We start from the raw sequence: 25,349 nt of genomic DNA on the forward strand, positions 1-25,349 counted from the left end.
GGTCACTTTCGAACCGAATTCATCTGCTGTACTGCATTACCGATGGTGCCGGGTTCGAGTTGTGCACCGGAACTCGTGTGGCTGCGGGGAATCGTACCGCTGGAATTCGGTGCGCAGGAACGTGCGGAGTCTTGCCGGTGATCTACCGCGGCCTTCTCCAGCGAAATGCGCTGGCATCCAGATCTTTTCTGGCGCCGCGAATGCGCGACCCGGCACCGGTCGCATGTCGGCCGTCGGTGGATTCTTCGTGTCGAATCGGGCGAGTGATATTTTCCGGGGCAGCCGACGAGTACCACCTCCGATTCGGAGACCGGTTCGCAGAACTGATACGCGCCCGACGAATCAGCGAGGCAGTACGCCCCTTACGGCCAGTAGGGATATGACCACGAGCACCGCTGAGGATATCCCCAGAGAAATCCAGCCGAGCCGGATCAAGTGGGCGGCCGATGCAGGCGGTGCGACAAATGCACGTCGAGCATGAACGCGTTGTCGGTGACCGCGCACGATCGTAACCGGGCCGAGCACGATGCCGTATCCCAAGAGTGACAAGACAATTGTGGTCACTTCGATCAGAATTCGGCGGGCCGAATCGCGCGTGGGCACCGGCGGACCTGACGGCACCTGAGCGAGGACAGGCCGATGCGGCGGGCTAGCCACAATATTGCGGGGCAATGTGGAGCGGCCGCGTTGCGGCTCCGTGGACCGCACCGGCCGTTCCTCGCCCTCCACGAGTTCGGTGACCTCATCCGACGCGGGCGCATTGTCGGGCTCGCGCGAGGTGACTTCGTCGGACCCGGTGATCACGTCCGGCTCCGCATTCGGTGCGGTGATCTCACCAGCGGGCGCCACGGATGGTCTGCTCCGCACGCTCTGCTCGTCCTTGGCTTGGGCCGCAAGGAAATCCACGAGTTCACGCGCAGTCGGCCGGACCTCGGGATCCTTGTTCATCGTCGCGACGACCATGCGTCGGTACCGACCGGGCACACCGGTGAGATCCGGATCGTCCCGAATGATTCGCGCTATCACCCCCGCCTGGGTATCGGCGTGGAACGGTGGCCGACCGGTTGCCGCGAAGGCGACCAGCGCACCCCAGGCGAAAATGTCCGCGGGCGGTCCCACCTCGTGGTTGCCGAGCATTTCCGGCGGCATCCACGCCAGAGTCCCGATAATGCGTCCCGGTTCGGTGAGGCGGGTGGCATCGATAACCCGGGCGATACCGAAATCGATGACGCGCGGACCATCCCACGTCAGAATGATGTTGTCCGGCTTCAAATCCCGATGGATGACATCCGCGCCATGTATGCACTCGAGTGCTTCGGCGAGCCCGCTCGCGAAATCGTAGAGCTGGGCCGACGACATCGCGCCGCGTTCCCGAATGGCCTGTGCCATCGATTCTCCGGAGACGAACGAATTGGCCAGCCACGGCCGCTCCGCTTCGATATCGGCGTCCACCACCTCCGCGATGCGCCGTCCGTGCACTCGCCGAGCCGCGCTGACCTCCTGCCGAAATCTGGCTCGGAACTCCGGATCCCGCGCCAATTGCGTATGCGGCATCTTTATCGCGACGACGGTGCCGTCCGGGCCGAATCCCTGGAATACGACACCCATTCCACCCTCGCCCAGACGGCCGTGTAACACGAACCGACCGATAGCCGTCGGATCATCCGGCAACAATGGTCTCAGCATTCTCCCTCACCGATTACGCTGAGCTGTCGTAGTTTTCGGAGCTTAGCACTGTCCGAGGGTATTTTCCGACCCTATTGGTTCCCCGTTGGTGTTTCATTGGTCGCCGCCGCGAACCTCATGGGCATGACCTCATCGACACATCGAATCCGTCGTCCCGCCGCAGCCTTGCTGGCCGCCATGGCGGGCCTGACGATCGCAGCACTCCCCAGCACCGAACTGCCAACGGCCGCAGCGGCTCCCGCCTGCGCACACGCCGATGATCCCGTGATCGCGCCGGACAAGGCGCCAACCGGCAACTCCGGCTCACGCAGCCGCCTGCGGGACCTGTTCCCCGACCTCGCCTACCGCCATGAGATCGAGAAGGCGGTCCTGTGCCTGACCAATGCCGAACGTACGCAACGCGGTCTCCCCGCCCTCGAATGGAACATGGTGCTCGTCGACTCGGCGGAGAAATACGGCACCGAGGCCGACCGCCTCAACTGGTGGGTCGGCAGCACCAAGCAGGAAACGGTGAAATGGCATATCCACCCCGAGACTCCGCGTACCACGGCCGATGACAATCAGGAGGCCACGGTGCAGGTCGGCAAGCGAGTAGCCGCCGCCCAACCTTGCGGCCGCGGAAAGACATTGGCGCACTGGGCGGAAAATACCGCCTGGGGCACCGGCGACCGGTCCACCGCCCGCGCGATCGTCAACGCCTGGATGCAGTCCGAGACCCACCGAGCCAATATCCTCGACAAAGACTCGACTCTGCTCGGCCCCGGCGCTGTCTACGGCCTCGCCCAAACCGGCACAGCCCCCGACCAAGCAGGTCTGTACGTCCAGCACTTCGCGTCCTGCAAGTGATCTCCTACTGCGAGAGACCGCCGACACCAGCGCATCAAGGTCGCTGTCCGGCATTGTCCAACGTGAGGCGCGGATCGTCGAGTAGCGGTTGGAACGCAAGGTCGGCAGCGCCGAGGAGAGATGGGGCCGAGAGGGCGCCTTCTTGAATCAGGACCGGGTCGGCGTGGCTGAGAAATGATCGTGCGGTGAGATTGTCGGCGATTGTCTCGGGGGCGAGCTGGTGGTAGCGGGCCAGACTTCCGCCGAGGACGATGCAATCCGGGTCGGTCAGGTTGGTCAGGCTGGCCAGGCCGTTGCCGAGTCGTGCGGCGACGTGGCGAACGGCCGTGATCGCGGTTTCCTCGCCGCGCGCGGCTGCCTGCAGTAATAGGTCGGCGGAACGGGCGATGTCATGATCCGAACTCGTCGCGCGTCCGCCGGCGCGCAGCAGGCCACGATGGTCGGCTTCGATCTCCAGGCATCCGGTGGAACCACAGGCGCAGGGCATTCCAGCCGGGTCGACGGTGATATGGCCGGGTTCCATCGCGTAGCCGTTGGCGCCGTCGAAGAGTTGTCCCTTGCTGATCAGTCCACCGCCCAGGCCGATATGGGCTGTGGTGAGGTAGAGCATCTGGGTGGTGTCTCGACCGGCGCCGTGATGGTATTCGGCCAGTCCGGCGAGGTTGGCGTCGTTACCGATGACCAAGGGTAATTCGGTGATTCCGGGTATGCCAACCAGCCGTTCGGCCAGCATCGTGCGCAGCGGCAGGGCTCCCCACCCGAGATGCAATGGAGCGAACGCGTATCCGTCACTCCGTCGTACCGGCGAGGGGACGGCCACGCCTATGGCCAGCAGCCGTGGAAGCGACTGCGACTGTTCGGCTACGAGGGCACATACCTGGTCGAGCACGATCTCCACGGCGATCCGCTGCTGTAGCGAGATGGTCGATGTCCGCAGCACACGTCCGCCCAGGGCCACGGTCGCGACGGTGGCCGCATCCACGTCGATGTGCACAGCGATCACTGCTGGCGCCTTCGGCGCGATCGTGACCTGGTGGGAAGGCCTGCCGGTGTCCTGACCAGTGTTGCGGCGCGTCGCTCGGTCGATAGTGATGACACCGCGATCGGTCAATTCGGCGAGCAGGTAGCCCATCACACTGCGTCCGCAGCCGAGCCGATCAGTGAGGGTGGCACGGCTGGCCCCGCCACCGAGGAGGTGCAGCTGGGTAACAAGCGCGGCAAGCGAGTCTCGACCAATCTCTTGCCGGTTCGGTGCCATCCGCCTAGCATACTTTGTGCAGTAACTGCACAAAGTGGGAGGTCTGGTGAATACCGTTCTCGGTCTCGTCAGCGGAGCGTTGAGTACGGCCAGCTTGCTGCCGCAGGTAATCCGCGCGATCCGCACGGGAAGTACGACCGATCTCTCGTGGTGGTGGCTCGCACTCTTCGTTGCCGCGGTCGGCGGCTGGCTCGTGTATGGCTTGCTCAATGCCGATCTGGCCGTCGCCGTGACGAACGCGGCGATGGCGGCCATGATCTCCACGCTGATCGTCGTGAAGGCGCGACACAGTCTCGCCTACCAATCACAGTGAGTTGCCGACGTTCACCCGCGCCCAGGAAACCCGACATCGGAGGAAACCGCTGTGTCCACTGCATCAGCCTGGTGGCAGCAGGCCATCGGGTACGAGGTATATCTGCCGTCGTTCGCCGACGGCAACGGCGACGGCTGGGGCGACCTGCCCGGCTTGATCGACCATCTGGATCATCTGAGTTGGCTGGGAGTGGATCTCCTGTGGGTCAGTCCGTTTTTTGTCTCCCCGATGGCCGACCACGGGTACGACATCGCCGACTATCTGAATGTCGATCCGAGCTTCGGCACGCTGGCTGATGTCGACCGGCTGATCGCCAACGCACGGTCGCGCGGCATTCGGGTCATCGCCGACCTGGTCGTCAACCACACCTCCAGCCAGCATCCGTGGTTCACCGCGTCTCGCACCGATCGGGACAACCCCTATCGCGACTACTACTTGTGGCGTCCGGGTCGAGGAGACGAGCCGCCGAACAACTGGGTAGCCACCTTCGGCGGAAGGGCTTGGACCCACGACTCGGCCAGTGACGAGTGGTATCTACATCTGTTCACCCCCGACCAGCCCGACCTCAACTGGTCCAATCCCAAAGTCGCCGACGAGGTCGACGCCATCATGCGGTTCTGGCTGGACCGGGGGCTCGCTGGGTTCCGCGTGGACACCGCCCACTACCTCGCCAAACATCCGGAACTCCCAGACAATCCGCTGCTACCCACGGACGAGGTGCCCACTATGGGCGGCGCGGTCGCCGACTGGTACCGCTATGACCACCGGCACGATATCGGCCAGCCGCAGTTGCGTGACATCCACCGTCGATGGCGGACGCTGGCCGACGACTACAGCGCATTCTTGGTCGGCGAGACATATGTCCTGGATCCGCACCGGCTCGCCGAACACTTGAACGATCAGAGCGGCCTGCATTCAATATTCTATTTCGGCCTGGTGCAACAGGATCCGGGCCTGGCGGCCGAGCTGATTCGAACTGCCGCGACCGCGAGTGCACAGCTGTCGTGGCCGCAGAGTAGCCACGACTGGACTCGGCCGGTCACCCGCTATGGGGGTGGACCAGCGGCGCAGCGGCGATCGCTGGCACTGACCGCTCTGACACTCGGTCTGCCGGGCACACCGTTTCTGTATCAGGGCGAAGAACTCGGGCTCTCGGACGGTGTCGTCCCGCCCGAAGCAGCTCGCGACCCGATGGTGCGGATAGGTGGCGCCGTGCACGCCTCCCGCGATCCCGTGCGTACCCCAATGCCGTGGCGCCCCGGCCCGGGGCTCGGATTTACCACGGCTGCGGCGGGCTGGCTACCGGATGGGGAGCGCCTACCTACCGATACCGTCTCCGAGCAACGAACCGACCCGAACTCACCACTGCACGCCTACCGTCGGATGCTGCACCTGGCTCGGGACCTGCGCCGGACCGTGCGAGGCGAACCGGAATGGCTCGATACCGGTACCGAGGTCGTGGCCTACCGGCGCGACAACATGCTGGTTGCCGCCAACCTTGGTGCAACTGAGGCGCAACTTCCCGCGAGCGAGATGACACCGCGCGTGTCCACCGTGCGTCCTTCGGTGCAGCGTCACGCGGCCACCCTGCTATCAGGCGAGGCCATAATTTGCGTCCCATGATTCACCTGACCCGAATGTGGAGCCCGCCGATACGGAGGCCATGAATGCCCGAGACCATCAGCTCATTTCGGATCGACATCCCCGAGGATCAACTCGACGACCTGCGCCTGCGCTTGTCACGAACTCGGTGGCCGGAGCAGCAAACGGTTCCGGACTGGTCCCAGGGCATTCCGCTGGACGCTATGACCGACTTGTGTCGACATTGGCAGGAAGAATACGACTGGCGTACCACCGAGCGGCGACTCAACAATATCCCCCAATTCCGTACCACCATCGACGGCCTGCCGATCCACTTCTTACACGTTCGCTCTTCCAGTTCCGAAGCCACGCCGGTGGTGCTCACCCACGGCTGGCCCGGCTCCTTCCTGGAATTTGAGAACGTCATTCCGCTGCTCACCGAACCACCCAACGGCGGTTCGGCGTTCCATGTCGTCATCCCGTCGTTGCCCGGATACGCTTTCAGCGGTAAGCCCATAGCCTCTGGCTGGGGCATCGAGCGCATTGCCCGAGCCTGGTGCGAATTGATGGCCCGTTTGGGCTATCCGCGCTTCCTCGCCGCAGGCAGCGATTGGGGCACCAGCATTTCCACTGCCATCGCACTTCAGCAACCAAATCGGTTGATCGGCCTGCACCTCGTACCGCCGCTCGCTCCACCCGATCACAACGCGACCCCCACCGACGCCGAACGGGTGTCACTCGCAGATCTGGAAGAACGCACCAGTACCGGGTCTGGCTACTCGGCCCTGCACAGCACCCGACCCCAAACAGTGGGGTACGGGCTGACCGACTCACCGGCCGGCCTCGCCGCATGGATCGCCGAAAAGCTGTGCACATGGACCGACGATCCCGGCCTGACCCACGAGCAGATACTCGACAATGTCACTCTCTACTGGCTTACCGGCACCAGTACATCCTCGATTCGGTTGTACTGGGAGAGTATTGCCGAAGTCAGCCGGGGGTTCACCGCAGATGTCGACGACACGATCGACGTGCCGACCGGCTGCAGCATCTACCCCAAAGAGGTGCCTCGCCCTTCACGTCGCTGGGCAGCCCGTCGATTCACCAACATTGTGTATTGGAGCGAACCCGCCCACGGCGGCCACTTCGCCGCATGGGAACGACCCGAACTCTTCGCCAGTGACCTACGGGCAACCTGCGATGCGGTCCGCACCGCCGAGGACGTCACGCTGTGAACACCCGCCGCAAAGGGAGCCGTTTCGTCGTTCTAATACTGCAACGACACTGAGGTGAGTGGGTGTCCCCGGCGTCGGTAGTGGGATGGTCGAGCTCGGCATTGGCTGCGGCGTCGCCATCTCGACCAGGCCCAGGTGTCGTTGGGTCATGGTGCGGGTGAGCACGAAAACGACGAGTAGCCTGCGGATCTCCGGTAGTGTCAGCGCGATCATGTCTGCATCACTGTCGGCGAATCCCCCTTTGCGGCAACGGCTTTGGAAGCAGCCAGCCAGGCCGGGGCGAGCATTGACAGGGTGATGTGGGCATACCAGGCTCGCCAGGAACGGACCTGGTTTCGATCTGGCGGCGTGCCCAGTCGAATTCGCGTGGCCCGTGGGCGCTCGGCAACGGTCCACCCGTTCTTACGCTCCAAGCCCGCAACCAGCCCCCGACCCATAATCACGCGCCCGAGCCCTCGGCTCGGACCGCGCGAACCTGGAACCAACCCTGCCGATCAACGAATCCAACTCGGCCACAACACGATCCAAACCACACACCAGATCTACCAGCACAGACACCACAAGTGTCGTTGCAGTATCAAGCCTTTGTGGGTTCGGATGTCTTGTCGATGTAGCGGCTCATCGCCCAGTTCAGTCCGTGCATCGCGAGGGTGTAGGAGGGTGGGAAGTAGCGCTGGGCGAGATAGCCGATCCGGATGTCGGGTGAGGTGAAGACCATGTACCTGTTGCGCTCGACTCCGCGCACGATCGATCGGGCCGCCTGCTCGGGCGTGACCGCATGTCGCATGAACAGCGAAACCGCCTGCTGCACCGCCGCACCCTGCCGATCGACGCCCGCGATATCGACGCTGTCCACCATCGGCGTCGCCATCGCACCGGGGCAGACCAGGCTGACACCGATCCGGTGCTGCCGCAGATCGAACCGCAGGACCTCCGAAACGCCGCGCAACCCGAATTTGCCCGCACTGTATGGCGCATGCCAGGGCAGCCCGAAAAGTCCCGCGGCCGAGGCCACATTGACCAGATGTCCGCCCCGCCCGGCCTCGATCATCCGGGGCACGAACTCCTCGATCACATGGATCGGGCCCATCAGATCTATATCGATGGTGCGCCGCCACTGCTTGTGCGTGAGCCGGTCGACTGTCCCCCAGGTGGCAATGCCCGCCACATTCATCACGATATCCACGCTGTCCATCTCGGCGTGCACCTTCGCGGCCAGCGCCACCACGGCGTCGTAATCGCTGACATCGGCGGGCGCGGCCAAGTGCACGACACCGCCTCGGGCGCGCACCTCATCGGCGGTGCGCTGCAGTCCGACATCATCGATATCGGTCAGTATGACCGATGCGCCCTTGGCGACAACCGCGAGCGCCGTACTGCGGCCCAATCCACTCGCCGCTCCGGTGATCAGGCAGCTCTTGCCGTGGAACTTCGTCATGAACCAAACGATAGACAATTACGAACACTGTTGTCTATAGATCTGACTTCCGTCTCAGACGCAATATTCGGCTACCGGTGACAGGGGTCGAGATGCGATTCATACACGGATCGCTGAACGATAGCTGTCGACCATGGAGCGCGGCACGCCGACTCATCAGAGCCTCGCTGTCGTTGACATAAACCGGCTCTGCCGCGATATACGAGCGATGAGGCTGATGGATACGAGGGCCGATGGTCGGGAATACGGCCACGGAAAGGCCCTTGTCCGTTAGCTCGGTGGTGGCATACTCGATTGAAGCGGCCAGCGGCTCGCTCGCCCCGGTCCGATCGAGGCCGACACACCAGCTTCAGCATGGCACGGTTGCCGGGCGAACACTCGCGGACTCCAACGATCTTGGTGCGCCAGGAATGTTCGAGCACTCATCCCATGTTTCGAATATTGTTGCGTGTACAGGATCATCGGGAGGACCACATGGGGAACCTGTTCGGACCCGGCCGAATTGAGGGCAGACGTGGCTGAGGGACGGGAAACGGCGGCGCGCATTTCCACACTCGCTGGATACCGCGATGCCTCGATCACCACCACACCGGCCGTTCGCCCGGTGATCTCCATCGCCCTGTTGCTGATGAGTGTCGCACTGGTCTACGAGGCCGGTCGCGCCGCGCCCGGGCAGGACCACGGCTGGTTCGTCGCCGTGTCGATCGCCGGACTGTTCGTGGTGCGCGGACTGCATCTGCGTCGCCCGATCACCCTGCCGCATTTCACCGTCGCGGTCTTTGTGCTGGCGGCGGCCAATGCCGCCTATCGCGCCTCACATCCTGGCTTCGGCTTCGTCTTCCTGGCCGCGACCGGATTCATCCTGATGCTGCCGCAGTCGAGTCGGCCCCAGCCCGAGCAGCTGTATCGCGTCGCCGAACTCGTCGGCCGCACCCGACGCGATCCCCTCGCCGCATTCGCGCTGCATTCATCGAAGTCCTATTACTTCAATGCGAATTCGACTGCGGCGATCGGCTACCGGGCCCGCTTCGGGATCGCGGTGGTCGCTGGTGATCCGATCGGCGATCGTGCCGACTACCCCGCCCTGCTCACCGAGTTCTCCGAATTCGCGGCGAATCACGGCTGGCGGGTAGCGGTGCTCGGCGCCAGTCCGGAGCTGGCCGGAATGTGGCGGCATCGGGCGATCGAACATCGGGGATTGCGCGCGATTCCGGTCGGCCGCGATGTGGTCATCGATGTCGGGACCTTCGCCATGGTCGGGCGTTCCTTCCGCAATCTGCGCCAGGCCGTGAGCCGCACCCGGAATTTCGGGGTGACCACCGAGGTCATCAGCGAGACCGATCTGACCGAACCATTGCGGGCCGAACTGCTTGCGATCGTCGACGAATGGCGTACCGGTCGACAGAATCGCGGCTTCTCGATGATCCTGGACCATCTGTTGGACGGTCGGAATCCCGGGATGCTGCTGGTACTGGCCCGCGACGAGGACGGGCGCGTGGCGGGCTTCCAGCGCTACGGCGTCTCCGGGCGAGGCCGCGAGCTCAGCCTCGACGTGCCGTGGCGGCGTAAGGATGCCCCGAACGGACTGGACGAGCGGATGATCATCGACCTTGTAGACCACGCCCGCACGCAGGGGATCGAACGGATCTCATTGGCATTCGCACCCTTCCCGGAACTGTTCGCCGAGAAGCAGCGCTCGCGGACGAGGAAGCTGCTCTATGTGCTCGTGCACCTGGGTGATCCGCTGATCCGGCTGGAATCGTTGTACCGATTCCTGCGCAAGTTCCAAGCGATGTCCGAGCAGCGGTTCGTGCTGATCCGCTGGCGTGAGGTGCTGCTGGCCGCCGCGGCACTACTCACCTTGGAATTCGTGCCGCACCGCAAGCAGTACTAGTCGCGGACGGTAATGCCGATCGCCTTGGCGAATTCGGGTGCCAGATCGAGCAGTTGGAGCGGGGTGATGGTCGCCCCGCGCAACGCCTCCAGTCCCTCGGCAACATTGAGGTGGGCCGCCCCACGCAGATCGACCTGCTTCAGTCGGGCACGGTTGAGCAGCAGGCCCTCCACGGTGGTGCCGGGAAAGGTGAGCTTGGTCAGTTCGGCATCACCGAAATCGGCATGGCGCAGCACGCAGTCGACGAATTGCACCTCGCGCAGTTTGGATTTGCGGAAGTTCACCGAGTCGAATTTGCAGCCTTCGAAGCGCACTCGACGCAAGTTGGCACCGCCCGCATCGACGCCGGACCGCGCACCGGCGATCAGCTCGACGTCCTGCCAGGAGGTATCGGACAGGTCGGTGCCGACCCAGCGCACATTGCGCTGCCAGACATCGGTGAAGCGGGAGAACCGCAGGCTGCCGCGGTTGATTGCGAGCGCGGTGAAAACGGTTTCGGAGAAGCGGGAATTGCCTGCGTCGATGTCATCGATATCGGCGCCGGTGATGTGCACACAGTCGTAGTCGCCCTCGGGTTCGAGATCGTCCTCCAGCCGCGTGAGATAACGCGCGTAGGGCAGATCCTCGAGTTCGTTGGGCACGGGTTGACCTCCGGGTTCGGCGACGGTTCCCCTTGTCTACCAGTCGGATCCGACAGATCAGGGGTCGATGCGGTCCAGCAGCCAGCGCGGGCCGACCGATTCCGCGCCGAGCGCTTCGATTCGCTGGCGGAGTCCGCGATCGGCCGTTACGACGGTGATCGTGTCCTCGTCGGTGGCCGCCGCCACGACGTCGACGATCGCGTCGTCTCCCGAACCGTCAGCCAGAACCACGCGCACGCCGTCGAACTCATCTGATGCGGCGGCCTTCGCCGCACCCTCCAGTACGACGACCACCTCAGCTGGTTCTTCGATGTCCAGTGTGCTCAACCGCATGAGCAATCGCCGAGCCGCGCCCGCACGATCGCGCCACCAGCCATTTGGGCGCGAGCCCACGACATTCGCGGCATCCACGACGATCAACATGGCTGCCTTTCTACTCATCGGTGCTCAGGCGGGTAGCGCGGGTGTGCAGGTAGCGCTGTAGCGGGATGCTCATAGCCTGTTGTGCGGCAAGCAGATATGCCTCGCGGGCACCGGTCCGGTCTCCCATCGATTCCAACAGATGGGCACGGACCGCAGCCAGGCGGTGGTCGCCCGCCAGTTTGCCGCCGTCGGCCAGATCGTCGACGAGTTTCAATCCGGCCACCGGTCCGCGAGCCATCGCGACGGCCACGGCATGGTTGAGCGCGATGATCGGATTGTCGACCAGCGCGAGCAGACGTTCGTAGAGCAGCATGATCTGCGGCCAATCGGTGGCCTGGTAAGTCGGCGCCTCATCGTGCAGTGCCGCGATGGCCGCTTGCAGTTGATACGGACCGGGTACGCCGCGGGGCAGCGCCTCGGTGATCAGCGCGATGCCTTCGGTAACGGCTTCGGTGTGCCAGAGTGCGCGGTTCTGGTCTTGCATCGGAACGAGTTCACCCGCGGGTCCGCTGCGGGCGGGTCGGCGGGCATCGGTGAGCAACATCAGCGCGAGGAGGCCGGTGACTTCGGCATCGTCGGGCAGCAGACGGTGCACCAGCCGGGTCAGGCGAATGGCCTCGGCGCAGAGTTCCACGCGGTGCAGGCTCGGGCCCGAGGTGCTGGCATAGCCCTCGGTGAAGATCAGATACAGCACGTGCAGCACGGCATCCAGGCGCGCGTCGCGGTGCGCGGCGGCGGGTGGGGCGAAGCCGACACCGCTGTCCTTGACCGTCTTTTTGGCGCGGCCGATGCGTTTGGTCATGGTCGCCTCGGACACGAGGAATGCGCGGGCGATTTCGGCGGTGGTCAAGCCGCCGACCGCGCGCAAGGTCAGCGCGACCTGAGCGGTGGGTGCGAGTGACGGGTGGCAGCACAGGAACAGCAGGACGAGCGTGTCATCGGAGTCGGTGGGTTCCCGGTCGGCGGGTGGGGTGAGCCAGTCCTCGGGGAGTGCCCAGCGGGCCACGGTGTCCTCGCGTCTGCGGCGGGCCTGTTCGTTGCGGAGCAGGTCGGTCAGGCGGCGGGAGGCAACGGTGATCAGCCAGGCACGCGGGTTGTCCGGTATGCCCGTGTTCGGCCATTGGGTCGCGGCGGCGAGCAATGCCTCCTGCACCGCGTCCTCGGCGGTGTCGAAATGACCGTAACGCCGTACCACCGCGGCGAGGACCTGCGGCGCACAGCTGCGCAGCAGGTCCTCGACCTCGGTGTCCGACATCAGGCTCAGCTGAATTCGGGTGCGGACTCGATGATGGGCCGGACATCGGCATAGGCCGTCTCGGCGATGTGCGGCGGGGCCGGGCATTTGCTCAGTTCGGCCGCGATTTCGGTGGCGCGGTCGAAGCTCTCGCATTCGACGATCCAGTATCCCGCGAGTACCTCCTGCGTTTCGGCGTAGGGGCCATCGGTCACGAACGGTGCGCCGTTCTTGGTGGTGATGCGGCGGGTGTGCACCGGTTCGGCCAGACCGCGAGTTTCGACCAGTTCACCGGATTCCTCCAACTTCTTGTTGAGGTTGCCCATGAACTCGGTCATCGCCGCGAAATCCGCGGCGGTCCATGCGGGTTTGCCGGTGTCCTTGCCGACCATGCCGTCGTAGTCCTGCTGCGAGCCGTAGCTCAGGATCATGTATTTCATGACAACTCCTCCGCTGTGGCGGCGCCCGGATGGCGCCGCTCGTCAGATACGTCGCAGCCGCTGACCATTCTCGGACATGCCTGCCGAAAAAACTTTCGACCGCGGCAGGTGGGCGATTGACGCAGACAGCGAGCAACCGATCCGGCGACGTCGCACGGGCACAGCGGTCGACGGTATGTGGATGCGTACAGGCTGCTGACCGCATTTTCGGGCCGCCCGCCGCAGGCGTCGTGCACCGCAGTATCGAACCGGACAATGTTCTCGTCGTCGGATTGCGGCTGATGGCCCGTCGACGATGTTCCGCCGCGCTTGTGCGATGGACAGCAGGTCGTGCGGCGGTGGTGGCTGCTCGATGAGGAGACCGGATGCGTGACATGCTGGGGCACATGGTGATCGATGGAGTTGTTGCGTCCGGGTTCGAGGCGGTACGAGAGGTATTCGCGGCGAATTTCGCCGAACAGGGGGATGTCGGTGCGGCGGTGACGGTATACCGGAATGGGCAGCCGGTGGTGGATCTGTGGGGTGGGCTGGCCGATCCGGAGGGTGAGCGGCCGTGGGAGCGAGACACGATGCAGCTGGTCTATTCGGCGACGAAGGGTGTCACCGCGACCGTCGCGCATTTGCTTGCCCAGCGCGGTGAGCTCGACCTGGACGCGCCGGTCGCGCGATACTGGCCGGAGTTCGCGGCGGCAGGTAAGGGCGATATCCCGGTGCGCTGGTTGTTGACCCATCAGGCGGGGCTGGCGGCACTGGACAAGCCGGTGCCGCTGGCGGATGCGCTGGCCTGGGACCCGATGGTGCAAGCGCTCGCCGCGCAGGCGCCGAACTGGCCGCCCGGCACCGCGCACGGATACCACGGACGTACGTTCGCCTGGCTCGTCGGTGAGGTTATCCGGCGGGCGACGGGCCGCACGGTCGGGCGGATTCTGGCCGAGGATATCGCCGGGCCATTCGGTATCGACTTTTTCATCGGCTTGCCCGAGTCCGAACGGCATCGCGTCAGCCGACTCGTATTCGCGCCCAAGGTCGATCTGGCGACGGTCCCGGACGAGTTCATCCCGGCGGAATTCCGGCCGATGGTTGTCGCGATGCGGGATCCGCAGGCACTGGTCAACCGCGCCTTCGAGGTCACCGATCCGGCCGATATCGATTTCAACGATCCCGCTGTGCACGCCGTCGAGATCCCGTCAAGCAATGGCATCGGCACCGCGCGCGGCCTCGCCCGGCTGTATGCGGCGACCATCGGCGAGGTCGACGGCGCCCGCCTGCTGACCCCCGAAACCCGCGCCGCCGCGACACGCGAACAAACCGCGGGCGTCGACCGCGTCATAATGCTGCCCAATCGGTACGCGACCGGATACATGCTTCCCACCGAAGGTTTCCCACTCGGCGGCCCGAACGCATTCGGCCATGCGGGCCGCGGCGGCTCCCTCGCCTTCGCCGATCCGGATACCGGCATCGCCTTCGCCTACGTCACCAACTACATCATCGAAGGCGCACCGGACCTGCGTGCCCGCAATCTCGTCGACGCGGTGACCAAGGCCGTAGCGGTCTAAAGGTTCAGCGCAGGGTGCGGATCCACCGCCGGGTGTCGGCCGGGTCGATGACATCGTCGAGTTCCAGGACGGTAGCGGCGGTCAGTGCCTTGCCGTTGGCGTAGGCGAGTTGGACGAGGTTGTCGAAGGCTTCCTGGCGTTTATGGGGATCTTCGATGGCCGCGAGTTCCTTGGCGAAGCCGAGGCGGACCGCACCCTCCAGACCCATACCGCCGATTTCGCCCGTGGGCCAGGCGATGACGAAACGTGGGGCCCGGAAGGAGCCTGCCGCCATGGCTTGCGCGCCGAGGCCGTAGCCCTTGCGGATGATGACGGTGCCGAGTGGGACGGTGAGCGCGGCGGAGTCGATGAACAGCTTGCTGAATTTGGTGACGGTCGCTTGTTTCTCCGCCTCCGGGCCGACCATGAAACCCGGTGTGTCGCATAGGGATACGATCGGCAGGCCGTGAGCATTGCAGAGTTGCAGGAATGCACTCAGCTTATCGGCGGCGGGTGCATCGATCGCACCGCCGAGGTGGTGACAGTCGTTGGCGATGAGGCCGAAGGGGCGGCCTTCCACCCGAATGAGCGCCGTGACCACACCGACGCCCCAATCGCGGCGCAGTTCCAGAACCGAGTCGACATCGGCGACCGCCGCGATGACCTCGCGGATATCGAAGGCGCGCAGCCGATTCTCCGGCACCACGTGGCGGGCGAGGCGTGGATCCGGTGCGGTCCAATCCTGCAGTGGCCCTTGGAAATAGGAGAGATAGCGGCGGGCGGCGGCGACCGCCTCGGCCTCGTCGGCGCAGACGATGTGTACGACACCGTTGCGGCGCTGGACGTCGATGGGGCCGATGTCCTCGGGTGCGTAGACACCGAGTCCGCCGCCCTCGATCATTGCCGGTCCACCCATGCCGATATTGGCGTCCGGAGTCGCGATGACCACATCGCACATGCCGAGCAGTGCCGCGTTGCCCGCGAAGCATCGTCCGGAGACGATGCCCACCAACGGAACTCGACCCGAGAGTGCGCCCATCGCGCGAAATGTCGTCACATCCAGGCCGGAGATGCCCGAGTAGTCGGTATCCCCTGGTCGCCCGCCGCCGCCCTCGGTGAAGAAGACCACGGGAAGGCGCTGTTCGTGTGCGAGTTCCAGCATGCGATCGGTTTTGGCGTGATTGCGCATGCCCTGGGTACCGGCCAGCACGGTGTAGTCGTAGGACATGACCAGTGCGCGTGCGGCTTCCGCGCCGAATCGGTCGGCGTTGATGGTGGCGATACCGCCGATCAGGCCGTCCGCCGGTGTGTTGGCGATCAGATCCTCGGGGCTGCGCCGCAGGCGCTGTGCGGCGACGGCGAGCGCGCCGTATTCGAGGAAGCTGTCCTCGTCCACGAGGTCGGCGATGTTCTCCCGGGCCGTACGGCGGCCCAGATTGTGTCTTTTCGCGACGGCGGCCGGGCGGCCCGCATCGAGTCCGATCCGATGGCGCTCCCGCACCTCCGCCAGATCGGCACGCGCGGCATCCAGGTCGATCGCCTCGATATCGGCGGCCGGACCGTCGTGGTCGGCTGGAATCCAGGCGATCAGCAACGCATGCGGGTCGACCGTCGCGCCCGGTGCCACCAGATGGCGCGAAACACGCAGCGACTGCTCGGCCCGCAGCACGTGCTGCATCTTCATTGCCTCGAGCACAACGACTTCCGCACCGGTCGGAACAATGCTGCCGGGCTCGGCCAAGCTCACGACGGTGCCGCCCATCGGCGACCGCATGGCCTGCTCATCGGCTTCGAGCGCTACCTCGGGATCGCCACTCGCCGTCGGATCCACTACCGCCGGGTTCCGATGCTCGGCGCGCGAATGCGGCGAATTTCCTGCTGTCGAGCCACCCATTTGGGCCACTGTGGGTGCGTAATCACCTGCCCGACTGTGCAATTCGCCGATGTTCTCCTCGAACCAGGAAGTCGTCCTTACCCCATCGGCGAGTTGATTCAGCACCGCGCGCAACAGACTCGCGTTGGTATCGACACCCGCGATCACCGTTTCGGCCAGCGCGTCCGAACACCGCCGTATCGCAGCCGAATACGTCGGTGCCTGCGCAATAATCTTCGCCAACAACGAATCGAACTGCGCCCCTTGACGCATACCCGTGAACGCCGCGGTATCCACCCGAACTCCCACGCCGGTCGGCGCGGCGAATTCCGTCAACACACCGGTACTCGGCAAAACCTGCCCACCCGCGGTCACCATCTCGGCATTGATTCGCGCCTGCACTGCGAACCCCCGAACGCTCGAAAGCGGATCTCCGACAAAGCCATTCGCCTCAGCGTCATCGGCTCCGGCCGGACCAACGCGATCGGTGCGCATCCTGAGCGACACAAGGTCGCCGAGAGCGAGTTCATGCAGCGTAGCGCCGCTGGCGAGGTCGAGTTGGACTGCCACCAGGTCCACGCCGGTCACCGCCTCGGTGACAGTGTGTTCGACCTGGAGCCGCGGGTTGACCTCGAGGAACCAGGCGTCGCTGGCGGTGACCAGGAATTCGACGGTGATTACACCGCGGCAGGAGACCGATTCAGCTATACCGATGGCATCGCGGTGGAGGCGTTCTCGAAGGGCGGCAGGGAGATTGGGGGCCGGGGCGACTTCGACGAGTTTCTGGTGGCGGCGTTGGATGCTGCAGTCGCGGTCGCCGAGGGTGACGGCGCGGTATCCATCCGCGATTACTTGAACCTCGATGTGGCGGGCATCGGCGGCCAGCGCTTCGGCGTAGATGGTGTCGTCGCCGAAACTGGTGCGGGCTTCGGCTCGACAGCGGTCGAGTGAATCGGCGAGTGCGTCGGCTGTGTGGACCGCACGCATACCTCGTCCGCCGCCGCCTGCCGCCGCCTTGAGCATCACACCGCTCGGGTGGTCGGCGAAGAACGCGGAAATTTCTGCCAGGTCAGCGCCGACGGAAGTTGCGGGCAGCACCGGGACTCCCGCCTGTCGTGCGGCCTCGCGTGCCGACAGTTTGTTGCCGAAGATGCGCAGCACCTCGGGCGACGGCCCAACGAATATCAGACCGGCCGCCGCGCACGCTGCCGCGAAGTCGGCACTCTCACTGAGGAATCCGTAACCGGGATGCACCAGCGCATCGGCTCCTGCGCTCTTTGCCGCGGCGACAACGGCGGCGATGTCGAGGTAAGCGGCGGCACCGATGCCCGGCAGTCGGATCGCGTCATCGGCCAGACGCACCGGCAGTGTCGCCGCCTCTTCGCCGGTATACAGCGCGAGGGTCGAGTAATTCCGCTCGCGGGCTGTCCGGATCACCCGGACCGCCACCTCACCCCTGTTCGCCACCACCACATGCATGGCGCCAGTCTGCTTTGACATTGACGTCAATGTCAACGACGATGGATCAATGACACAGGCAGGCTGGTCGGTCCGTGCGGCGCGGGAACGATCACATACCGACCGTCATCGCGCGCTGCTCGATGCCGCCGCCCGCGTCTTCGCCGAGCACGGCTACGACAAGACGACCGTCGCCGATATCACCGCCGCCGCAGGCGTTTCCCGCGCCACGATGTATGTCTACTTCGCCTCCAAGGACGAAATCTTCCTCGCCCTCGCCGCCCAGGTCCGCGACGATTTTCTGGCCGCCCAGGAACCCGATATCGATACCGACGATCCTCGAGCGATGCTCGCCGCCACCATCGATGCCTTCGCCGCCGCGGTCCGCACCGCCGGACCGATGCTGCGCCTCATCGATGAACGCGGCGCCGTCGACGACCGAGTCGCCGTGCTCGCCGAGGAAATCGCCGAACGTCCCATCCGCCGCTTCACCCGCTACCTCGAACGCCTCCACACCGCGGGCCGCATCTCCCCGATCGTTCCGCCACGAGTCATCGCCGAAACCATCGGCTATGCCTTGACCCGCGGCGCCCTCACCCGCGCGGACGCCACCCCACGCGCCCGCGCCACCTACCTTGCCCACATGCAGACGGTCGCCGAAACCCTCTTGTCCCCAACTTGATTCGCATCCGCCGCTAGTCGGATACAAACCTCTCGAGGCGATGCCACGCGGCACATATGCGCCCTGTTCCCCGCAACCTCATCGCGGCTGACCTCGTTCACAGGCCACCGCGGCGCCGGATACGACTCCGCCGCGATCGATCCATCCACTACCAGCCGAATCCGCGGCCCGCATCAACGTGACCCCACGCGGAAACCGCGTGAGTGGGATGCCGAGCCCTCCCTAGGCAATTCGCTTGCGGGCCTGGCCTCTCGGCTTGCGGCCAGATCGGATGGCACCCGCAGCACCGTCGAAGGTGAGTACCCCGTCCTCCAACGGCGCCTTGCGTAGTAGCGCGCGGTCGCGGAAGTAGTTGTTGATGACCTGCCAGGGGCCGCGGGCGCCCTGGCGAGGCATGACGCCGTCGCCGCGCTGGATGTAGCCGGAGGTCAGCGCACCGCCCATCAATGATTGATCGGAGCGGTCGGCGTCTTCGGCGATCGCGACGACCTTGGTGTAGCCGTGCGCCTTCATGTGATTGAGGACGCGGCAGAAGTATTCGGCGGCCAGATCTGCCTTCAGCGTCCACGAGGCGTTCGTGTAGCCGAGGACAAGCATCGCGTTGGGGATGCCGTCGAGCAGGGTGCCTTTGTAGACCACGTGCTCGCGGGTCGACACCGGCTCGCCATCCACCTCTAGTGTCGCGCCGCCGAGGATCTGCACGGTGAGACCGGTCGCGCTGATGACGATATCGGCGGGCAGTTCCTCCCCGGACACCAGCCGAATGCCGGTTTCGGTGAAGCGGTCGATGTGATCGGTGACGATCGATGCCTTACCGCTGCGCAGCACCTTGAACAGATCGCCGTTCGGGACGACGCACAGTCGCTGGTCCCACGGGTTGTACGACGGCGTGAAGTGCCGCATATCGATCTGCTTGCCGAGTTGCATCCGCACCGCGGCCAGCAGGAGCTTCTTCGACAACTCGGGGTTGGTGCGCGAGAGCTGGAAGCTGGCCCGCTGCAACGCGATATTGCGCGCCCGGCCCGCCCGATAGGCGAGCTTCTCCGGCACTCGCGCGTACTTCATACCGACCGCGACCGGGTCGTCGGCGGGTAGTGCGGCGATGTAGGTGGGCGAGCGCTGCAGCATGGTGATGTGCGCGGTGTCGTCGGCCATCGCCGGGATCAGCGTGATCGCGGTCGCGCCGCTGCCGATCACTACGACGCGCTTGCCGCGGTAATCGAGTCCCTCGGGCCAGTGCTGCGGGTGCACGATCTGCCCACCGAAGTCGGCCTCGCCCGGAAACTGCGGACGGTATCCGTTGTCGTAGTCGTAGTAGCCGGTGCAGCCGACGAGGAAGTTGCTGGTGTAGATCTCGGTCTCGCCGGTCTGCTCGTCGAGCGCCTCGACGGTCCACCGTTCGGTCTCGCTCGACCAGCTGGCCTTGGTCATCTTGCGTCCGAACCGAATGTGCTCGGTGACGCCATATTCCGCCGCGGTGTCCTCGATGTATTGGCGAATGTGCGGCCCGTCGGCGAGCACCTTGGTGCCGATCCAGGGACGGAAGCCGAAGCCGAAGGTCAACATGTCGGAGTCGGAACGGATGCCCGGGTACCGGAACAGATCCCAGGTTCCGCCGATGGCGGTACGGCGTTCCAGGATCGTATAGCTGCGTCCGGTTTGCTCGCGGGTGAGATGGCACGCCATCCCGATGCCGGACAGGCCCGCGCCGATGATCAGTACGTCGACATGCCGCGTCATTGAGGTAATCCGTTTCGTCTGCTCTCACCCAGGCATCCTCGCCCGACCGTTCCTCAACATTACCTGTTATCTCAAGTAACGTCTAGTCGTACGCTTTCGAGAAGGCGTTGACGGCGGGGCTCTCTCGACGTTTGTCGCCTCCGTTACATGGTGATCAACTGCCCGAGCTTGGCTTGCTTGGTGGTTGCGGTGGGTGGCGGATTGCGTGGGGTGCGGGGGCGCGCATGGTGCGTGACTGCATCGTGTGCATTCGCGCAGATGAATTGCTTGGTGGTCGCCCCGGCGTGAACCGCGTCAGCTCGGCCGACCACAATGGGTAGCCGACTCCGGCGGTCGGCCGGAGTCGGAGCACGCAGTGAGGGAGTTCATGACCAGCCCAACCCGGTGGCGACGCCGCCTGCCCGACTCCGCGACGAGCCAGGCCGGGTCGCCGACGCTGAAGCGCAGTCTGGGTCGCATCGATCTCACGGCCATGGGTGTCGGCACGATCGTGGGCGCGGGCATCTTCGTCATCACTGGTGTCGCCGCCGCCGAGAAGGCGGGGCCGTCGATCGTGCTGTCGTTCCTGCTGGCCGGAACCGTCTGCGTCCTGGTCGCGCTCTGCTACAGCGAACTCGCGGCCATGGTGCCGGTCTCCGGCAGCGCCTACACCTACACCTACGCCACCCTCGGCGAGGGTCCGGCTTTCCTGGTCGGTTGGAATCTGCTGCTCGAATTCGTCATCGCGGGCGCGGCCGTGGCGATCGGCTGGTCGGGCAGCGTCGTATCGGCGCTGGACTCCATGTTCGGCATCACCCTGCCCACCGCGATCACTGCGGGGCCGTCCGAGGGGGGCATCGTCAACCTGCCTGCCGTGCTCATCATCGGTGTCATCGTCGCGGTGTTGGTCGGCGAGGTCACGCTGACGGCCTGGATCACCAAGGCCCTGGTCGCCGTGACGATCAGCGTGCTGGTCTTGGTCGTCGCGATCGGTGCACCGCATGTCGATATCGGCAATTGGACCCCGTTCGCGCCGTTCGGATTCGGCGGCATCATCGGCGGGGCCGCGATCGCCTTCTTCGCGTTCCTCGGATTCGACGTGGTCGCGGCATCCGCCGAGGAGGCACGAAACCCGCGCCGCGATATCCCGTTCGCGATCATCGGCACGGTCCTGATCGCCACCCTGCTCTACGCACTGGTCAGCGCCGTACTCACCGGCATCGCACCGTTCGCCACCCTGAACAACGCATCACCGATCGCGACCGCCTTCGGGAATATGCACATCGGCTGGATCGGCAATGTCATCGTGATCGCCTCGATCATCGCGCTCACCAAGGGCCTATTGCTGATCGTCTACGCACAGGTGCGGCTGATGTTCGCGATGTGCCGCGACCGCCTGCTGCCGCGCGGCCTGGCCGAAACCGGTAAGAGGGCCACTCCGGTCCGGCTGACACTGCTGCTCGGCGTCGTGTGCGCGACGATCGCCGGTCTGCTGCCCATCGATATCGTCGTGGAATTGGTGAATATCGGCGCGCTGTCGGCATTCGCGGTTGTTTGTGTCGGAGTGTTCGTGCTGCGCAAGCTGGAACCGAATCGGGAACGGCCGTTCCGCACCCCGTTGGTGCCGCTGGTGCCGATGCTCGCGCTGATCGGCTGCGTACTGCTGGCAACCACGTTGGACGCGCTCACCTGGGTGCGCTTCGCGGTCTGGGTACTCGTCGGCATTGCGGTCTACCTGGGCTACGGCCGTAAACGTTCGACCCTCGCCGGCCCGACCATAACTGACTCAACGGTTTCTGCCGACCAGTAACCGGCGCGAAATTCGCCATTGGGATTTTGCACGAATGCATTCCGAGTCATTGCGTCGTCGAGGCGAATTCGGCACGCTCTCTGGGTAAGAGCCACGGCGCACACCCTCGCGGCCGGGCCGGAGAGGACGACGACCCGATATGTCCGATGACGAGAAGCAGATCCGGATTCTGATCGAGCGGTGGGCGGCGGCGGTGCATACCGGCGATCTGGCCGGTGTGCTCACCGATCACGCCGACGATATCGTGATGTTCGATGTGCCGCCGCCGAATGAAGGTGTGCGCGGCATCGACGCCTACCGGGACACCTGGCCCGGCTTCTTCGAATGGCAGGCATCGGGTGCCACATTCGACATCGTCTCGCTGGAGGTGGAGGCGGGCGCAGACGTGGCATTCGCGCACGCACTGCTGCTGTGCGGCACCGCGGAGGATTTCGCCCGTGACCCGGCCAAGCGCCTGCGCATCACCTTCGGCCTGCGCAAACAGGACGGACGGTGGGTTGTGGCGCACGAACACCACTCCTTCCCCGACGACAGCCCGACACCCGAGGTCTGAGCTCATCCCGGTTCGCTACGGTGGCATCGAGCGCAACGATGCATCGACCACCGGTGGCGTGGTGGCACCGTTGCCGCGAATACGGCATCGAGTGCACCGGGAGTTCCACGTGAATCAGCCTGATAGCGAACACTTTTCGAACCATGCGGGAACCCGCCCCGCGGCCTGGTACGAGGACTGGACGGAGGTGCCCGATTCGCCGTGGCGGGATCGGCCCGAGCCCGGCGGCGAACGCGACTACCGCACGCTCACCTACGAGCGCGATGGGCGCATCGCGCGCATCACCTTCAACCGCCCGGAGAAGGGCAACACGATCACCCCGGACACACCGATCGATCTCGCGCACGCCGTCGAGCGGGCCGATCTGGATCCGCGGGTGCACGTCATTCTGGTATCCGGACGTGGCAAGGGGTTCTGCGGCGGCTACGACCTGGATATGTTCGCCGAACAGGGCAGCCACGGCGTCGACGGCTCGATCGATACCACCGGCACCGTGGCCGATCCGGTGGTGCAGGCGGTCAACCACAATCCATGGGGCACTTGGGATCCGATGATCGACTACGCCATGATGAGCCGGTTCAACCGCGGTTTCGCCAGTCTGATGAACGCCGATAAGCCGACCGTCGCGAAACTGCACGGCTTCGCGATCGCGGGCGGCACCGATATCGCGCTCTACTCCGACCAGATCATCTGCGCCGACGACACCAAAATCGGCTACCCGCCCACCCGGGTATGGGGCATTCCGGCGGCGGGCATGTGGGCGCATCGCCTCGGTGATCAGCGCGCCAAGCGGCTGCTGTTCACCGGTGACTGCATCAGCGGAAAACAGGCCGAGGAATGGGGCCTCGCGGTCGAATCGTGTCCGGCCGACGAACTCGACGAGCGCACCGAGGCATTGGTGGCGCGCATCGCGCGCATGCCGATCAACCAGCTGATGATGGCCAAACTGGCGCTCAATTCGGCGCTGCATTCGCAGGGCGTGACGAATTCGGCGATGATCAGCACGGTATTCGACGGTATTTCCCGGCACACGCGTGAGGGCTATGCCTTCCAACTGCGTTCGGCCACTGTCGGTTTCCGTGAGGCCGTGCGCGAACGTGACGAACCATACGGCGACTACAAGCGCACCCAATTCCGCGCCGAGGAATAGCGCGCTCAGCGGGTGTAGCGGTGCTTCACGCCGATCGGGAAGTAGTCCGGATCGCCGGTGGGCCGTAGTTCGACATGCGGAAGGTGACGTTCGGGCGGAACGTAATGCGCGTATTCGCTATTGCGGCGCAGCAATTCTTCGCGAATCGATTCGGCGACGCGCCGGGTGCGTTCGGGGGTATTCGGTTCGTCGGGGGCCAGTTCCACTGTGACGCGCAATGTCCGGTCGTGATCGGCATTCTCCCATACCTCCAGCACGAACTTCCCGGTCACCCACTCGCTGACACCCGGCTGTTCCAGCCCGATCGTCACCGTCTCCGGAAAGACATTCGCCCCGAAAATCGATACCGCGTGCAGTGACCGCCCGAAGACATAGACAAACGGCAGTTCGGGCCGGATTTCGGTACCGAGATCGAGGCCGCGGGCGGCACAGAACGCGAGCATTTCCGCATGCGAGACCACACCACCGTCATCGGCGATGTGATAACGGATCAGCGGAACCCCCGAGTCGGCGGTGAATGCCAGTGTGCCGTCGATGGATTCGAAATACCGATCCGCTGGATCGTATTGCAGCAGCGTGGGCAGCCGCCGACTCCCGAACAGTTCTTCCCCGGCGGGATGTTCGCCGAGAAACCGGCGGATCCGCACACTCAACGGCGTCTCGTTCCCGAGCACTCCCCCATCCGCGGTCCCGTACAGCGCGGCCACATCCCGCACCGGATCCAGCCCGGCCCGCTGTGCCATCAGATCGCGCCACTGCTCACTGATCACCTCACCGGCCAGTACGAGTTTCACCGCGTAGCGCGACCACTCGACGCCCGCGCGCAGGCCGGTGTCGATGACGTCCTTGAGAAACGGCGGATATCCCAGCAGCACAACCTGTTCGACGTGCGAACCCAGTTCCGGGATCACCCGCAAGATCTCCGATTTGTTATTGCCCGGCGCGACGATCGTCAGCGGCAGCCGCGCCGCCAATGTCCGCAGGCAGGACAGCGTGTACAGCCCGCCGACCCAGGTTCCCAGCGGAAAGCACACCACCGCGAGGGTGCGCGTGGTCGAGGCGGAGAAGCCGTCGACGAGCACCTGCGCGAACCGGCGCGTCGAGGCCGCCTCGTCCGCGGCGGTGCGCGGCCAAAAGGTCGGCGTCCCAGTCGATCCCGATGACACCGCGATCAGATCGCAGCTGGCGAGATCCCCGCCGCGGCAGCGTTCGGGCAGCGGATAGCGGTGGTGGTAATTGGCCTTGGTCGTCAACGGCAACTGCTGGAAGGCCGTGGCATCGGTGATCTTCTCCGGATCGATGCCGTGTGCGTCCAGGAATGCCCGATACGCGGGCACGGTGGCCACGGTCCGTGCCACCGCGTCGAGTATGTGCTGATTCGGATCGACTGACATCTGGCGACCTTTCTCCCCGTTGGCCGCTTCAACGGTACTGGTGTCGGATGCACGACAGGCGCGATCGTCTGATACTTCTTCTTCACGGCGTGGTCCCCGAAACGCGGCACCCGCTGCCACGATTGATACCGGAAACGGTGGGATCGTGGCGCTCGATAGTCATTTCGAGAACGGGAGGACTGGGGG

20 protein-coding genes and 2 pseudogenes are annotated in these 25,349 nt (G+C 65.0%); 10 read left to right on the plus strand and 12 right to left on the minus strand.

Features of this window, described 5'->3' with window-relative positions:
- Positions 1–342: 342 nt before the first annotated feature.
- Positions 343–1,686 (minus strand): serine/threonine-protein kinase, encoded by a 1,344-nt coding sequence (locus NA5_RS03905; protein WP_062981965.1) that lies wholly within the window; start codon positions 1,684–1,686, stop codon positions 343–345.
- 123 nt (positions 1,687–1,809) lie between these two features.
- Between NA5_RS03905 and NA5_RS03910 the strand changes: the two genes are divergently transcribed.
- The gene (locus NA5_RS03910) at positions 1,810–2,532 is read left to right on the plus strand and encodes a CAP domain-containing protein (protein ID WP_169811260.1); all 723 of its coding nucleotides are present in this window, start codon (positions 1,810–1,812) and stop codon (positions 2,530–2,532) included.
- Positions 2,533–2,566: 34 nt separating this feature from the next.
- Here NA5_RS03910 and NA5_RS03915 read toward each other — a convergent pair whose 3' ends face one another.
- Positions 2,567–3,790, minus strand: a complete 1,224-nt coding sequence (locus NA5_RS03915) for an ROK family protein (RefSeq protein WP_063813174.1) — start codon at positions 3,788–3,790, stop codon at positions 2,567–2,569.
- Positions 3,791–3,836: 46 nt separating this feature from the next.
- Between NA5_RS03915 and NA5_RS03920 the strand changes: the two genes are divergently transcribed.
- Genes NA5_RS03920 through NA5_RS03930 form a run of 3 tightly spaced genes read left to right on the plus strand, consistent with a single transcriptional unit; the run spans position 3,837 to position 6,919 of the window.
- Complete coding sequence (locus NA5_RS03920; RefSeq protein WP_063813194.1) at positions 3,837–4,103, plus strand: SemiSWEET family sugar transporter; 267 nt, start codon at positions 3,837–3,839, stop codon at positions 4,101–4,103.
- A 51-nt stretch (positions 4,104–4,154) separates the two neighbouring features.
- On the plus strand, positions 4,155–5,726 hold the full coding sequence (locus tag NA5_RS03925; RefSeq protein WP_062981972.1) for an alpha-amylase family glycosyl hydrolase: 1,572 nt from the start codon (positions 4,155–4,157) through the stop codon (positions 5,724–5,726).
- A 56-nt stretch (positions 5,727–5,782) separates the two neighbouring features.
- A complete protein-coding gene (locus NA5_RS03930) occupies positions 5,783–6,919 on the plus strand; it encodes an epoxide hydrolase family protein (protein ID WP_218020049.1) in 1,137 nt (378 codons plus the stop codon).
- Between the two features lie 209 nt (positions 6,920–7,128).
- On the opposite strand, the pseudogene NA5_RS43445 reads toward NA5_RS03930, so the two are convergent.
- From NA5_RS43445 to NA5_RS03935, 3 genes and pseudogenes are all read right to left on the minus strand, one after another.
- A pseudogene (locus NA5_RS43445) lies at positions 7,129–7,260 on the minus strand (IS701 family transposase); the annotation flags it as partial.
- 36 nt (positions 7,261–7,296) lie between these two features.
- Positions 7,297–7,456, minus strand: a pseudogene (locus NA5_RS40125) (IS701 family transposase); the annotation flags it as partial.
- 40 nt (positions 7,457–7,496) lie between these two features.
- Positions 7,497–8,357, minus strand: coding sequence for an SDR family oxidoreductase (locus NA5_RS03935; RefSeq protein ID WP_062981976.1), 861 nt, complete (start codon positions 8,355–8,357; stop codon positions 7,497–7,499).
- Between the two features lie 514 nt (positions 8,358–8,871).
- Here NA5_RS03935 and NA5_RS03940 point away from each other — a divergent pair.
- Positions 8,872–10,251, plus strand: coding sequence for a bifunctional lysylphosphatidylglycerol flippase/synthetase MprF (locus tag NA5_RS03940; RefSeq protein WP_062981978.1), 1,380 nt, complete (start codon positions 8,872–8,874; stop codon positions 10,249–10,251).
- On the opposite strand, the gene NA5_RS03945 is transcribed toward NA5_RS03940, so the two are convergent.
- The 4 genes from NA5_RS03945 to NA5_RS03960 are packed head-to-tail and all read right to left on the minus strand — an operon-like array spanning position 10,248 to position 12,989.
- The gene (locus NA5_RS03945; RefSeq protein WP_062981980.1) at positions 10,248–10,892 is read right to left on the minus strand and encodes a pentapeptide repeat-containing protein; all 645 of its coding nucleotides are present in this window, start codon (positions 10,890–10,892) and stop codon (positions 10,248–10,250) included. The two genes, NA5_RS03940 and NA5_RS03945, sit on opposite strands and share 4 nt — an antisense overlap.
- Positions 10,893–10,949: 57 nt before the next feature.
- The gene (locus tag NA5_RS03950; protein ID WP_062981982.1) at positions 10,950–11,333 is read right to left on the minus strand and encodes an NYN domain-containing protein; all 384 of its coding nucleotides are present in this window, start codon (positions 11,331–11,333) and stop codon (positions 10,950–10,952) included.
- On the minus strand, positions 11,326–12,570 hold the full coding sequence (locus tag NA5_RS03955; RefSeq protein ID WP_062981984.1) for an RNA polymerase sigma factor: 1,245 nt from the start codon (positions 12,568–12,570) through the stop codon (positions 11,326–11,328). Before NA5_RS03955 ends, NA5_RS03950 begins: the two co-directional genes overlap by 8 nt.
- A 5-nt stretch (positions 12,571–12,575) precedes the next feature.
- The gene (locus tag NA5_RS03960) at positions 12,576–12,989 is read right to left on the minus strand and encodes a YciI family protein (protein WP_062981986.1); all 414 of its coding nucleotides are present in this window, start codon (positions 12,987–12,989) and stop codon (positions 12,576–12,578) included.
- A gap of 365 nt (positions 12,990–13,354) precedes the next feature.
- On the opposite strand from NA5_RS03960, the gene NA5_RS03965 reads away from it, so the two are divergent.
- The gene (locus tag NA5_RS03965) at positions 13,355–14,545 is read left to right on the plus strand and encodes a serine hydrolase domain-containing protein (protein ID WP_245672083.1); all 1,191 of its coding nucleotides are present in this window, start codon (positions 13,355–13,357) and stop codon (positions 14,543–14,545) included.
- A gap of 4 nt (positions 14,546–14,549) precedes the next feature.
- Here the strand turns inward: NA5_RS03965 and NA5_RS03970 are convergent, their stop codons facing one another.
- Positions 14,550–17,876, minus strand: a complete 3,327-nt coding sequence (locus tag NA5_RS03970; RefSeq protein WP_062981988.1) for an acetyl-CoA carboxylase family protein — start codon at positions 17,874–17,876, stop codon at positions 14,550–14,552.
- A gap of 49 nt (positions 17,877–17,925) precedes the next feature.
- Between NA5_RS03970 and NA5_RS03975 the strand changes: the two genes are divergently transcribed.
- Complete coding sequence (locus NA5_RS03975; protein ID WP_063813198.1) at positions 17,926–18,537, plus strand: TetR/AcrR family transcriptional regulator; 612 nt, start codon at positions 17,926–17,928, stop codon at positions 18,535–18,537.
- A gap of 222 nt (positions 18,538–18,759) precedes the next feature.
- Here the strand turns inward: NA5_RS03975 and NA5_RS03980 are convergent, their stop codons facing one another.
- Positions 18,760–20,277, minus strand: a complete 1,518-nt coding sequence (locus NA5_RS03980) for a flavin-containing monooxygenase (RefSeq protein WP_062981992.1) — start codon at positions 20,275–20,277, stop codon at positions 18,760–18,762.
- 367 nt (positions 20,278–20,644) lie between these two features.
- On the opposite strand from NA5_RS03980, the gene NA5_RS03985 reads away from it, so the two are divergent.
- The 3 genes from NA5_RS03985 to NA5_RS03995 all read left to right on the plus strand — a co-directional run bounded on the left by NA5_RS03985 (position 20,645) and on the right by NA5_RS03995 (position 23,769).
- Positions 20,645–22,066, plus strand: a complete 1,422-nt coding sequence (locus NA5_RS03985) for an APC family permease (protein WP_062981994.1) — start codon at positions 20,645–20,647, stop codon at positions 22,064–22,066.
- A gap of 139 nt (positions 22,067–22,205) precedes the next feature.
- On the plus strand, positions 22,206–22,619 hold the full coding sequence (locus NA5_RS03990; protein WP_062981995.1) for a YybH family protein: 414 nt from the start codon (positions 22,206–22,208) through the stop codon (positions 22,617–22,619).
- Between the two features lie 109 nt (positions 22,620–22,728).
- Positions 22,729–23,769: a crotonase/enoyl-CoA hydratase family protein gene (locus tag NA5_RS03995; RefSeq protein ID WP_062981997.1), complete on the plus strand. Its 1,041-nt coding sequence runs from the start codon at positions 22,729–22,731 to the stop codon at positions 23,767–23,769.
- 5 nt (positions 23,770–23,774) lie between these two features.
- On the opposite strand, the gene NA5_RS04000 is transcribed toward NA5_RS03995, so the two are convergent.
- Positions 23,775–25,163: a phenylacetate--CoA ligase family protein gene (locus tag NA5_RS04000; protein WP_062981999.1), complete on the minus strand. Its 1,389-nt coding sequence runs from the start codon at positions 25,161–25,163 to the stop codon at positions 23,775–23,777.
- Positions 25,164–25,349 lie beyond the last annotated feature (186 nt).

Origin of the sequence: Nocardia anaemiae NBRC 100462, from assembly GCF_001612725.1 — a bacterium.
In the GTDB taxonomy this organism is placed as follows: Bacteria; Actinomycetota; Actinomycetes; order Mycobacteriales; family Mycobacteriaceae; genus Nocardia; species Nocardia anaemiae.